Annotated in this window: 11 protein-coding genes; 2 read left to right on the forward strand and 9 right to left on the reverse strand. The window is 45.7% G+C overall.

The genetic code is table 11. The features are described from left to right. Positions 1-63: 63 nt before the first annotated feature. From MKY98_RS14505 to MKY98_RS14520, 4 genes are all read right to left on the reverse strand, one after another. Positions 64-1,581 (reverse strand): DHA2 family efflux MFS transporter permease subunit, encoded by a 1,518-nt coding sequence (locus MKY98_RS14505; protein ID WP_061831583.1) that lies wholly within the window; start codon positions 1,579-1,581, stop codon positions 64-66. 15 nt (positions 1,582-1,596) lie between these two features. Further along, a complete protein-coding gene (locus tag MKY98_RS14510) occupies positions 1,597-2,250 on the reverse strand; it encodes an HlyD family secretion protein (protein WP_069010635.1) in 654 nt (217 codons plus the stop codon). Between the two features lie 357 nt (positions 2,251-2,607). After that, on the reverse strand, positions 2,608-3,420 hold the full coding sequence (locus tag MKY98_RS14515) for a hypothetical protein (RefSeq protein WP_069010637.1): 813 nt from the start codon (positions 3,418-3,420) through the stop codon (positions 2,608-2,610). A gap of 20 nt (positions 3,421-3,440) precedes the next feature. Further along, positions 3,441-3,899, reverse strand: a complete 459-nt coding sequence (locus MKY98_RS14520) for a flavodoxin (protein WP_039271202.1) — start codon at positions 3,897-3,899, stop codon at positions 3,441-3,443. 497 nt (positions 3,900-4,396) lie between these two features. On the opposite strand from MKY98_RS14520, the gene MKY98_RS14525 reads away from it, so the two are divergent. Together MKY98_RS14525 and MKY98_RS14530 are read left to right on the forward strand one after the other, a co-directional pair. Continuing rightward, positions 4,397-5,260, forward strand: a complete 864-nt coding sequence (locus MKY98_RS14525) for a class I SAM-dependent methyltransferase (protein ID WP_341010984.1) — start codon at positions 4,397-4,399, stop codon at positions 5,258-5,260. Between the two features lie 9 nt (positions 5,261-5,269). Further along, a complete protein-coding gene (locus MKY98_RS14530; protein ID WP_069010639.1) occupies positions 5,270-6,016 on the forward strand; it encodes an RluA family pseudouridine synthase in 747 nt (248 codons plus the stop codon). A 136-nt stretch (positions 6,017-6,152) separates the two neighbouring features. Here MKY98_RS14530 and MKY98_RS14535 read toward each other — a convergent pair whose 3' ends face one another. The 5 genes from MKY98_RS14535 to parE form a co-directional block, all read right to left on the reverse strand. Continuing rightward, positions 6,153-7,655, reverse strand: coding sequence for a DHA2 family efflux MFS transporter permease subunit (locus MKY98_RS14535; RefSeq protein ID WP_069010641.1), 1,503 nt, complete (start codon positions 7,653-7,655; stop codon positions 6,153-6,155). Beyond that, on the reverse strand, positions 7,639-8,124 hold the full coding sequence (locus tag MKY98_RS14540; RefSeq protein WP_069010642.1) for a MarR family winged helix-turn-helix transcriptional regulator: 486 nt from the start codon (positions 8,122-8,124) through the stop codon (positions 7,639-7,641). The genes MKY98_RS14535 and MKY98_RS14540 overlap by 17 nt, the downstream gene beginning before the upstream one ends. 268 nt (positions 8,125-8,392) lie before the next feature. Beyond that, positions 8,393-8,863 carry a MarR family winged helix-turn-helix transcriptional regulator gene (locus MKY98_RS14545; RefSeq protein ID WP_039271193.1) on the reverse strand — a complete coding sequence of 157 codons (471 nt, stop codon included), beginning with the start codon at positions 8,861-8,863 and terminating at the stop codon, positions 8,393-8,395. Positions 8,864-9,138: 275 nt separating this feature from the next. Further along, the gene (gene gyrA / locus MKY98_RS14550) at positions 9,139-11,601 is read right to left on the reverse strand and encodes a DNA gyrase subunit A (protein WP_069010644.1); all 2,463 of its coding nucleotides are present in this window, start codon (positions 11,599-11,601) and stop codon (positions 9,139-9,141) included. A 22-nt stretch (positions 11,602-11,623) separates the two neighbouring features. Next, positions 11,624-13,603, reverse strand: a complete 1,980-nt coding sequence (gene parE / locus MKY98_RS14555) for a DNA topoisomerase IV subunit B (RefSeq protein ID WP_013310617.1) — start codon at positions 13,601-13,603, stop codon at positions 11,624-11,626. Positions 13,604-13,619: the final 16 nt, after the last annotated feature.

Raw genomic sequence — 13,619 nt, forward strand, 5'->3', positions numbered from 1 at the left:
TTCCCTTTCTTTCTGTCCGTGGAAATAATGTAAGTCATCCAGTCGTATTTTATAGTTCCTTGATTAAGCTTCCGGCTGTGTCTTTGCTTTCTTCCTCTGAATAAACAAAAAGATTAGTGGAATCGTGCAAAACAGCGGTATGGATGAAATGAGGAACGTATCCCCAATCCCTCTTGATGTGGCATCTAGTGTGATTAAACTACTTATGGATGACATCCATGAGCTGCCCAATGTCGCTTGTAGCGTATGAGCCGAGTCTGGTGTAATGGACTCCGAAATTTGCTGGGCATGAGCAGCCGAACGGCTTTGCATAATGGCGGTTAGCACTGCAATCGCCATAGATGCAGCTACAGTACGTACCAGATTGGATGCTGTAGATGCATTGGCTACCTTGCTCGGATGAACGGCATTCATACCGACCGTGGATAATGGCATCATGCAAATACCAATTCCCAGACCCCGTAATGCCATTACGGTTTCCAACCAGGCATGCGAAGTATCTGGCGTAAGCTGGTGAAGATGATAGGTCATAAAGCTGGTTAGCGTCAGGCCCACAAGCCCCAAAGGCACAATTCCGAACTTATCGAACAGCTTCCCGGCAATAGGCATCATAGCCGCCATGGCAATGGCCTGTGGAATGAGGATAATACCAGTATCAATCGGTGACACACGCTGGATATTTTGCAAAAACAACGGTGTTAGGAACGTTCCTCCGTACATCCCCATCATGACCAGACTAGAGGCAATAACACTAATCGTATACTTTGAATTCTTGAATAATGAGATTTCAATTACAGCATTATCCTTGCCGCTTTCTACATAGATCAGAAAAACAAGTGCCCAGAAAGCAATAAACAGCAGGGATACAATTCCAAAAGAAGTCCAGCCATCACGCTGGCCGTTGGTCAATGCGTACAAGAGTGTTCCGGCACAAGTTGCGGCCAGCAAAAAGCCCGGTAGATCAAACGGCTTCGGCTCTACTTTAGGCGGCTCTTTGATTAGAAGAATAACCATTAAAATTGCAAATAAAGCAACCGGCACACTGACAATAAACAAGAACCGCCAGTTAAACCACTCAATCAAATATCCGCTAAGCGTAGGCCCTACAGCCGGCGCTGCCATTGCGGCGATCCCCCATATACCAAGGGACATACCGATTTGTTCACGCGGCATAATTTTGTAAATAATCGTCATACTCAGCGGCATAATAACACCACCGCCCAGACCAGCCAGCACCCGTGCTGCGATCAGGGAAGAATCACTCCATGCAAAAATACATATTCCCGTTCCCAGCGAAAATACGCTGAGCGCTAGAATCAAAAACTTTTTGTATCCGAGGCGCTGCTCCATATATCCGGTAATCGGTACGATTACACCAGATGCAAGCGTGTAACCTGTAATAACCCACTGAATACGTGTCGTCGTAGATCCTAAATCCGTCGTCAATCTAGGAATGGCGACATTGATCAGACTGTTGTTCAGAATGGCGACAAAGGCGCCTAAAACGATAGCGAAAAAGGCAAGCCAGCGTTCTTTGGAAGAATCTGTCGAAGGAGCAGCAGCAATATCATTGGCAGCCACATGGACCCCTCCTTTTTAAGGTGTATGAATTTTTACTTCCACGTTCGTTCCAGGAATAAGCTTCAGATCCTTCGGCTTGTTCACAGCAATCTCTACAGGCACACGCTGAGTCACCTTGTTAAAATTACCACTTGTGTTGACTGCAGGAACGAGTGAGAACACGGCGTTGGAGGCTTCGCCTACTTTACGAACTTTACCCTGAATCACCTGGTCCCCTGCTGCATCAAGCGTAATGTCAACAAGCTGTCCTGGTTTAATGCGGTTAATGTCATTTTCTTCAATATTCGTGGATACATACAAGCTGTTCATATCCACCATAGTTGCAACAGCACTACCCGGCGATCCGATTTCATGCTCTTTCGAATAAATCTTAATGACAGTTCCATTGATCGGCGCGCGCAGTACGGACTTGCTGATCATGCTCGCATCCAGCCCCGATACATCCTGCTCGGCAATCGGTTCATTACGCTGAACAACATCTCCTTCTTCCACATCAATGTGGCTTATTTCTCCGGAGATTTGCGGCATTACCTTATATTGATCGGCTTGAATGCGCGCATCGTCACTTTTAACAAAGTGTGTTGCTTGATACCAATAATAGTAGCCAATAGCTCCACCGCTCAGAACGAGCAGTACAATGAGGATTGGCAATACAGTTTTCTTACTCACTTCTTCCACCCCTGTTGTCCAAAAAATTTTTATTATTCAACGCTAATATTTTAAAATTGAAATATTAGGCCATTAAACCAAATGGAGAACGTAAATAAACACATGGCAACGTGCCATGCAAAAGACAGGACTTATTTTATGTACATAGGACAATCTGATCCATGGTCCACAAACCGTCTTTTATATTTAAATATTTTCATATAACTATTGTACATTGAAATATTATAGATATATTTATCTATTCAGGCAACATAAATTTTCAGTTTTTTCATAATTTTTTTTCATAAAAAAGAACCTTGTTTCCAAGGCTCTTTCACAAAAAGGGATAGTTTACAATTAAAGGGTTACACAATAATGTTAAGAGAAAGGCGTAGGTACAGCTGACCGTTGTTTGCAGTTTTTCGCCTCCTGTCCTTCCTTCGTGTTCTTATTCATTCTATTCCCTTGAGAAGCTTGCTTTTCCATGCAACCCCCGCAACGACAGCGTTCTGACGTCCCATGTACATCATCTTTGGAATCCCTCAATAGCCTCACATAATCCAGAGATTGCTGTAAAGAAGCAGGCCCCGGAATGAAGCGGACCTTCTTGCCTTCCAGCAGACAGTATACCTCAATAAGCTGAGGAAGGGCCCCAAATGCGTAATAACAAAATACATTTGTCATATGTTGGAATGTACTAATAACGTTAGGATTATAGTCAACGATGTACTTTTGAATGAGCAGGGAATCTGTTTCTGCTGATAGTTGCCAAGCAGCCTGAACAATAAGCGAAATATTGATCTCTAACTCAGGCACAGACGTACAAAATTGTTCATACAGCATCACAGGCACCATCAAGTCATTATTTAAGCCACAAATTTTTGACAACTCACCTGACACTTTATTTTTGACATCCCAATAATGGAACAAAGATTCAAAGCTGTCTGACTGCTTGGGCCACCATTTCTCCAGCACATACTGGACAGGGACTTCCCGCCGTACCTTTACTTCCATTCCAAAGTATTCGTTGAGCGCATGCCCTACTGCATATTGAACCCGTTGCCGCCAATTCCAGCCCTCACGCCCTCTTTTCCTCTGTGATTGACGGATTGGCTGTGGAGTTCTCCACATCTCCTCCAGCTGATAGTCGTGCAGAAGAGGAAAGCCGCTTAAGCTATCGCTATTGCGCATACCTATCCCTCACTCTCTTCTCAGGACACTTCAATACCAGCCTGTGCAAATTGTCTTCCGTAAGCTCGGCAATTCTCCTTATCATCATCCAATGGATTGAATTCAATCTTCAGACTCTCTTGAATGACCGATGCGCCGCGTTCTTTGACTTTTTCCTCTACCAAGTCCACTGCACCACAGAATTGCGTATAGGATGTATCTCCACTACCAAATACTGCCGTCTTTTTACCAGACAGATCAAGTTCGTCTAGTTCCTCGTAAAAATCCAAAAATTCATCAGGAAGCTCACCATCTCCCCATGTATATACACCCAGCAGGAACCCGTCATATGCGAGCAGTTCTTGCGCGCTGCAATCATACGAAGCCTTCAACTCAGCCTCATGTCCTGCCTGACGGACGCCCTCGGCGATCAATTCCGCAATTTCCTCTGTATTACCGGTCAAACTGGCATAAGTAATCATGATTTTACCCAAGTTCATCCCTCACCTTTATTTGAAATATGGGATGCTTTCACTCCCTGTTACTCAAATAATATTTGATAATGATTCTCATTGTCAAATGTTAATTTCAAAAACTAGGTTTAATCTTGGGGAAATATACGCAAAACAGCCGCATGACATGCGGCTGCTGGCTGAAAACCTATGGATAAGCAAATTAATTAGAGGCCTATTTAATGAAGTAGAATTTCAGCTGTGTTGATAAAAAAAATATTATGTACGTACAATTCATTCCATTTTCATTATTATAATAAAAAACGGATGGTTGTACGTACAAGTGGGATTGGCTTCATTTTAATATGGAAGCGCTATAATTACAAGTACATCCGAGAAAAAATATTTTAGACCAAGTGACTACTTACTTATTTATGTAATCATTCGATTGTTGCTGTGGTTTGTTGTACAATAGACTCCATATGGGGATTTCTGTGCAGCTTGCTGCCTGAATCCTGAATTGACTGCTGAAGGATGGATTGTACATGTATGTAGCACAAGAATGGAAAGACTATGAAGTAATGGATACAGGCGGTGGTGAAAAACTAGAACGTTGGGGTGATATTGTCCTGCGTCGTCCCGATCCGCAAATCATATGGCCTTTGGCCCAGGAAACAGCTGAATGGCGTAATGTTCATGGGCATTATCACCGCAGTTCCTCCGGTGGCGGCAACTGGGATATGAAAAAACCTATCCCTGAGCGCTGGACCATTAGCTATGGACCGCTTAAATTCCACATTAAACCGACCAGCTTTAAGCATACTGGTCTTTTCCCAGAGCAAGCAGCAAACTGGAGCTGGATGATGGATAAAATCAAAGGTGCAGGCAGACCCATTTCTGTACTGAACCTGTTTGCATACACGGGAGGAGCCACTACTGCTGCTGCGTATGCTGGAGCCAGTGTGGTTCACGTGGATGCCGCCAAAGGCATGGTACAGTGGGCAAAGGAAAACGTTCAATTGTCCGGTCTGGCTGACCGTCCGGTACGTTTCATTACGGACGACGTATTCAAGTTCGTGCAACGAGAACAACGTCGGGGCAACTGTTATGATGCCATTATTATGGACCCTCCTTCTTACGGGCGCGGACCGAACGGAGAAACTTGGAAGCTTGAAGAAAGCTTATACCCGTTTCTCGAATCCTGCATGAGCATCATTTCAGATCAACCGCTGTTCATGCTCATTAACTCCTATACTACAGGTATTTCGCCTACTGTATTGCGCAACATGCTGAGCATGACAATGCAACAAAAGTACGGCGGCCAAATTAGCGCTGGTGAAATCGGATTGCCGATCACACGCTCGGGATTGAATTTGCCTTGTGGTATTCTCGGACGCTGGGAGGCTTAAATTCCTCTTATGACTCAAAATGAACTTACTTGGCATGAACATGCACAGTCGAACATCCCTGTCCTATATGAGGACAATCATGTTTTGGCGGTTGTAAAGCCTGTCAATGTTCCAACGCAAGAGGATGCCAGTGGTGATCCTGATCTGTTGTCTTTACTCAAGGAAGATTTAAAAATTAGACACAATAAGCCTGGTAACGTTTTTTTGGGTTTAGTTCACAGACTGGATCGGCCTGTAGGTGGAGCCATGATTTTTGCTAAGACGTCCAAAGCTGCTTCTCGCCTGTCAGAGTCGGTTCGAAGTCGTCATTTTCACAAACTGTATACAGCCGTTCTGAATGGCGTTCCTACGGCCCCGCAAGGCCGTCTGACCCATTACCTGCTAAAGGATAGTCGAACCAACACGGTTCAAACGGTTCGGCCTGGCACGGCTGGTGCGAAGGAAGCCATTTTGGAGTATCGCGTAATCGGACAAGCAGATGGACTCAGTCTCGTGCAGATTAAGTTGCACACCGGACGCTCACACCAAATTCGTGTGCAAATGCAGGCGATCGGCTGTCCCCTCTACGGTGACCAAAAATATGGGGGTCATCTGAGTCGGCCCGGTCAACAGCTGGCGCTTTGGTCCTTACTCGCTGGAGCACCGCATCCGGTTAGCAAGGACGATATGAGATTTCACTCGTTACCTCCTGTCCAATTTCCATGGAATGAATGGCCCAGGTCGCTTTACGAGAACATGATTACGACTGAAATTTGAACCGAAAAGCCCTGCTCCATCTGGATATCTACATCCTCAATCCCCATTTGCACAAAGAACCTGCAATGCATGTTTGTTCACATGCGTTACAGGTTCTTTTTTGTAGAAAATTAAATTAATGCGTCATCTTATCCTTTTATGACGAGGAAGCCACGGACTGCCCCTTCTTGCTGTTTACCAGCTGTTGACGGGGATGGGCGTTTTTTGCATTCGTATTTTTGATAAAAAACGCTAAAATCAGAGCGGCCACACTCAACACTGTTGCAATGATAAAAGCCGAGTTAATCCCATAAATTGTAGCTTGATTGCCTGCAGCCAGCATCCCCACTTTATCCGTCACGGTTAGTCCCTCAGATGTAACAATCGACGTCAAACGGTTGCTGCTTTGTGTGGACATCACCGTCACCAGAATTGCCGTCCCAATTGAGCCGGAAATCATACGCAGCGTGTTACTCATCGCCGTACCATGTGCATTCAATCGTTGCGGAAGCTGATTCAACCCGGCCGTTTGGATCGGCATCATCAGCAAAGACATCCCGAACATCCGCACCGTATAATTAATTAACAGTGTCATATAGGTGGTTGTTTCGGTCAACCGTGTAAATTCCCAAGTTGTTATAGCCATGATCAGCAAACCAATTACAGACAACCAACGCGCTCCGATTCGGTCAAAAATAGCCCCCGTTACAGGAGACATGAGCCCCATCAGAATCGCTCCCGGTAACATTAGCATTCCGGACTGGAGCGGTGTAAAACCCCGAATATTTTGCAAATAAATTGGAAGCAATATCATACCGGCGTACAAAGCCATCGTCACAATCACATTAATGATTGTCGTCAAGCTGTACACATCGTATTTAAAGATACGGAACTCCAGCATAGGCTCATCTGCCTTCAATTGGCGAACAATAAACAAAATAAGCGCAATTGTCCCAACGATAAGCGTAGACAGGACCGGAATACTTCCCCAACCTGATGTTCCTGCATCACTAAAGCCGTATAACAGTCCACCGAAACCGAGCGTAGACAAAATGATGCCGGGAATGTCCAGCTTTGGCTTGGACTGCTCCGTTACATTTTTTAGAAAAATAAATCCGATCACAATCGAAATTACTGAAATCGGCAGGATGATCCAGAACAATACCCGCCAGTCATAATGCTGTACTATATAACCGGATAAGGTTGGCCCAATGGCTGGAGCAAAACCCATAGCAATCCCCAGGGTTCCCATCGCCCGGCCACGACGCTCTATTGGGTAGATGTTCAAGATAACGACCATCATTAAGGGCATCATGATACCTGCCCCCGCGGCCTGAATAAGCCGACCGATCAGCAATATGCTGAAGCTCGGTGCTATAGCACATAACAGCGTGCCGATTGAAAAAATAGTCATCGCACTAATAAACAATTTACGAGTGGAGAAACGGGCAATCAAGAACGCGGTCACCGGGATTAATACCCCATTCACGAGCATAAAGCCCGTGCTAAGCCACTGAGCTATATTGGCATCTATATTCAGATCACTCATCATTTTCGGTAAAGCCACACTGATCAACGTCTGATTTAATATCGCTACTATCGCGCCAATCAACAGAGCGGCCACAATGGGTGCTCTGCGTACATTACCTGGTAGTGTCATTTGAGGACTGCTCAAGTTGATTCATTCCCTTCGGTGTTAATTTCATAATCATTTGTTTATGGATATCCAGGACCATCTCTAGATGCTCCTTCGGAATGTCCAGAATGGGCAAGACGCGCTCCATCCACATGTCGTCTACTTTTTGCATGATATCTTTCCCTTCCGGCGTAAGCGTCAGCACTAAGGATCTACGGTCATGCTCATGCCGTCCGCGAGCAATATATCCCGCCTTGGTCAAGCGGTCAACCACCCCACTCATAGAGCTGCTTCCCACATGCGCTATGTCTGCCAACTCGGATAACCCGATGTTGGGGCGTTTATTCAGAATTGCCAAAGCCATATGCTGAATGGCCGTCAGATCCAAATGCTGCTCCTCGTTCCAGAAGGCATAAAATATCGTTTTGTTAACCTCTCTTATTGATTGAATAATCCGGTACACCTCAAGTCTGTCTTCCTCTCTATCACTCACTGGAACCATCCTTCTTTCTATTACCCAATTCACAATCCATATGCATATACATAAATTAGAAACTATTTGCATGCGAAATGTTATTTATTTATAACTATTATTTTATCATCTCTTATGTAAATGTCAACATTCACCCAAATATCACCTATACTTCAACACAAAAAAGCGCGGTATGAATACCACGATAGGTATTTCATCCGCGCACTCCTAATTTCCTTAAAATGATAATCTGCTGCGTACAGCTACTTTCATATATCCACCATTCTAGTTATTCTGCTCGTTCTATTTGTTCCTTTACTCCCTCAGCCTCACGTGTCATTACTGAAGTTTTCGTCTTCGTTGTAATTTTCCCCAACAAATAAACCAGCAAATTTTGATTGTGCTGAGAAATTCGGTTTAGTGCAGAACCCAGAAAATCATCCCGGATTCGCAATCCACGCTCTACTTCTTCTCTCCCTTGATCCGAGATAACAATCCATACAATTCTACGGTCCTTTACATCTCTGAAACGGGTGACCAGTCGATTCCGCTCCATCCGATCCAGCAGCATCGTAACCGCGGCTGGTGTGGTGGCGAGATATGGGATTAGTTGAGACGGTTTCATACGGCCGTATTCGTTCAAAACCTCCAGCACCGTAAGTTGAGCTTCCGTTAGTGATGGAGCCAGCTGCTGCTCCATATGAACCTTATAATCCTTAGCCATTCTGGACCAGATTTTCGCAAATTCGGTCGTTTGCATTTTGCCTCACTCCTTTAAATAACAGGGTCAGTAAAAGCATCAAAGTTACCGTATGGGCCACCGTCCGGATTGTATTTCATCACATTAAATTTTCGCCATACAGCCCCGGTTTCCTGCCGTTTTTGGAGCATGAAATGAAAAGGGGAAGGAAGTCTCACCTCGGTTTTGAAGGCTGGTCAGGGTTCGACACCATGACGGCAAAAAGGTCCTCATTCGTGCCGGAATGGCACGAGAGGACCTCTCTTTTTCGAGCTAAAAAGCGCTTGACTTTCCTATTATTCTATGGACTGAGAAGCTTGCGGCTCACTACGCAGCAGCACATTCACAATTTCGTCCTTCTTCTCCACTGGAGCCAGCAACTTGCCTGTATCCTTGCGATCAGTCAAAGGAGCCTTTTCCGAAAGGAAGGACATCGTTTGTCCTTCTGCTGTGATCGCAAATAATTGAATTGCTTCACGGCAATAGAAGGCAGCCACGATTCGCGTTCCATTCGAACGTATTCGTTTGCCTTCCTTGAACTCAAAGGTGGTGATACCTTTGCCGCCTCTTCCCTGTGTAGGATAGTCCAACAGAAGCGTACGCTTACCATAACCGGACTCGGTCAGCACCAACACTTCTCCTTCATCCTCTTCTACCCATAACGCTGCGATAATTTCATCGCCTTCCGCCAGCTGTATACCTTTGACACCAGCCGAGACGCGGCCCATCGCATTAACCTCTTGCTCCTTGAAGCGTATACTCATACCCGCGCGGGTAATCAGCATAATATCCCGGGTACCCTCGCTTAACGTTACCGATAACACCTCATCGTCCCCTGCTACTTTGCAGGCGGCTACGGCACTAGAACGTTTTGTAGCATATTCTTTCAACTCTGTACGCTTTACTTGGCCCTTCTTAGTTACAAATACCAGGCTTTTGCCGATTTCCTCGATGTTTTTGAGCGGAATCACACTTACGATACGATCTTCCTTCGATAACGGAATGACGTTGACAATTGGAGTGCCCGGCTCTTTCCACTTATACTCTGGCACCTGATGTACAGGCAATAAAAAGTATTGTCCGCGCTGGGTGAAGACGAGCAATACATCCAGCGTGTTCACATCAAGCAATTGGGTAACGTAATCCCCTTCTTTAACACCGGAACTTGAACGTTCCCCGCCTGAACGAGTGAATGACAACATACTTGTACGTTTCACATATCCATCTTTCGAGAGTGTCAGCAACACATCCTCTGCTCCTACCATAACTTCCAGGTTCACCTTAATCTCTTCTACCTCGCCCTGGATATCTGAACGACGGTCAATGCCGTACTTTTCGCGAATTTCCAACAGTTCCTTGCGAATTAGGCTGATCAGCTTACGGTCACTTTCCAGAATAGAACGATATTGCGCGATTTTTTTCTGGATGTCACCCAGTTCTTTTTCAAGCGTGGTGATTTCCAGATTGGTGAGACGGTACAACTGCAAAGTCAAAATAGAATCTGCCTGACGTTCGCTAAAACCAAACATCCATTGCAAATTATTTTGCGCGTCCTGGCGATTTTTGGAAGCTTTAATGGCTGCAATGACCTCATCCAGAATGTTCAGCGCCTTGACCAAACCTTCCAGCACATGGGCACGATCCTCTGCCTTTTCCAGTTCATACTGGATACGGTGAGTAACAACTTCGCGTTGATGAGCAATATACGCTTCCAAAATGGACTTTAGCCCAAGCTGATGTGGCGCTTTGTTCACAATGGCTACCATGTTGAAGTTATATGCCACCTGTAGATCGGTTTTTTTCAGTAAATATGCTAAAATCCCTTCCGCATCGGCTTCCTTCTTTAGCTCGACAACAATGCGCAAACCATTTCGTCCACTCTCGTCACGAACCTCGGCAATCCCTTCCACCTTTTTCTCCAAACGGATATTTTCCATGGCGGTAACGAGTCTTGATTTGACGATCTGGTATGGGATTTCGGTAATGACCAGTTGCTGCTTACCTCCGCGCAAGGACTGGATTTCCGTTTTGGAACGAATATAAATGCGTCCTTTTCCCGTGCGGTAAGCGTCCTTGATACCTTCGCCACCCATAATGAGTCCACCAGTCGGGAAATCAGGACCTTTAATAAAGGTCATAATCTCTTCCAACTCAATCTCCGGCTTTTCCATCACCGCAATGCTGGCATCAATAACTTCGCGTAAACTATGTGTAGGAATCTCTGTCGCAAATCCCGCCGAGATCCCACTGGAACCGTTCACCAATAAATTTGGATAACGAGACGGCAACACAACAGGCTCTTTGGCCGAGTTATCAAAATTGTCCTTGAACAAAACCGTACGCTTTTCAATATCGCGTAGCATTTCCATTGCGATCGGAGACAAGCGAGCCTCCGTGTAACGCATAGCTGCTGCCGGGTCATCATCCTGGGAACCCCAGTTACCGTGACCGTCCACCAGCACGTGACTCATTTTCCAGGGTTGTGCCATCCGTACCATGCCGTCGTAAATCGACGAGTCACCGTGGGGGTGGTAATTACCCATAACGTCCCCAACGGTTTTGGCCGATTTACGATATGCTTTATCCGGCGTATTGCCCGAATCGTACATTGCATAAAGAATACGACGTTGTACGGGTTTTAATCCGTCCCTTACATCGGGTATCGCCCGATCCTGAATAATATATTTGGAATATCGGCCAAAGCGGTCACCGACCACTTCCTCCAGAAAAGCTGGCAAAAACTGCTCCGATAAGCTCATGTTTACACCTCATTTGATAGCACTACTCTACGTATTCCGTGAAATCTACGTTTTCCACGATCCAGCGTTTGCGCGGGTCCACCTTATCCCCCATCAAAGTGGACACCCTACGTTCAGCCTTGGCTGCATCCTCTATCTGAACGCGTAACAAGGTGCGTGAATCAGGATTCATCGTTGTTTCCCATAACTGATCAGGGTTCATTTCCCCAAGTCCTTTATAGCGCTGAAGCTCAAAATTTCGTCCAAATTCTTTCAAATAATTATCAAGCTGCTCGTCAGTCCAAGCATAACGCACCGTTTCGAGCTTACCCGACTTTCGAGTTATTTTATACAATGGCGGTTGAGCAATAAATATGCGTCCTGCATCAATAAGCTCTTTCATGTACCGATAAAAGAACGTCAACAACAGCACTTGAATGTGCGCACCATCTGTATCTGCATCGGTCATAATGATGATTTTGGAATAATTGCTGTCTTCCAGCGAAAACTCTGTTCCTACCCCCGCACCAATAGCTGCTGTAATAGCACGGTACTCATCATTCTTCATAATATCCGCCAGTTTGGATTTCTCCGGATTCATCGGTTTACCCTTTAGTGGTAAGATGGCCTGAATTTTGGAATCCCGTCCCTGCTTGGCTGATCCTCCAGCCGAATCGCCTTCCACAATAAACAACTCATTACGTGTAAAATCCTTGGACTGCGCAGGCGACAGTTTACCATTCAAATTGGAACTTTCACTGCGCTTTTTACCGGAACGCATCTCATCCCGAGCTTTACGTGCAGCTTCACGCGCTCTGGATGCTTGAACTGCCTTCTTGATCAAAGTTTGTGCTATCTGCGGATTTTCTTCCAAAAAACGCTGCATCTGCTCAGATACGATGGCATCCACTGTACTCCGTGCCGAAGCGCTACCCAGTTGATCCTTTGTCTGACCGACAAATTCAACCTCAGCCATCTTGACACTGATTACAGCCATCATGCCCTCACGTAGATCGTTGCCCTCCAAGTTTTTATCCTTTTCTTTCAACATCACCGTTTTGCGCGCATAGTCGTTCATGACACGAGTGTAAGCGGTTTTGAATCCCGTTTCATGCGTACCTCCGCCACGTGTCGGAATGGAGTTAACGAACGAAGCAATCGTCTCTGTATAACCCGCATTGTACTGGATGGCAATCTCTACTTCAATGTCTTCTTTCTCGGCATTAAAGTGAATAACGTCATGCAGCACATCCTTGCCCTCATTCAGAAAAGCAACAAACTGACTTGCGCCACCCTCATAAAAATACTCATCTGACTTTCCGCTGCGTTCGTCTTTAAGTTGAATACGAAGGCCCGAATTTAGAAAAGCAATCTCCTGAAGGCGTTCAGCCAACGTATCGTAGTTAAAATGAATGCCTGCCTGAAATACACGAATATCCGGTTTAAATGTAATTTTCGAGCCCGTCTTGTTAGTATTGCCCAGCACTTCAAGGCCTGTGGTCGGTTCCCCGACATGCTCCACGCCCTTCTTGTCCTGCCAATATTCAAACCGCTGACGGTGAATCTTACCGTCTCGGTAAATTTCTACTTCAAGCCATTCCGAAAGAGCGTTCGTTACAGACGCACCTACACCGTGCAGACCCCCGGACTTTTTATATCCCGAACCGCCAAACTTACCTCCGGCGTGCAAAATGGTGAATACAACCTGAGGCGTAGGAATTCCCGTTTTGTGCATTCCCGTAGGAATACCGCGCCCGTTGTCTGATACCGTAATGGAACCGTCCTTATGCATTGTAATATCAATGCGAGAGCAAAACTTGGCGAGATGTTCATCCACCGCGTTGTCTACAATTTCCCATACCAAATGATGCAGCCCCGAAGAACTGGTGCTCCCGATGTACATGCCCGGCCGTTTGCGAACTGCCACAAGCCCTTCGAGCACTTGAATGTCGTCCGCGCCATATTCTGAAGCTCCGCTTTGTGTGCCGGACACTCCCGCAGACAAGTCGATTTTGTCGACCATTCATGCTCCCCCTTTG

The organism is Paenibacillus sp. FSL M8-0228 (assembly GCF_038007385.1).
GTDB classification, from domain to species: domain Bacteria; phylum Bacillota; class Bacilli; order Paenibacillales; family Paenibacillaceae; genus Paenibacillus; species Paenibacillus polymyxa_D.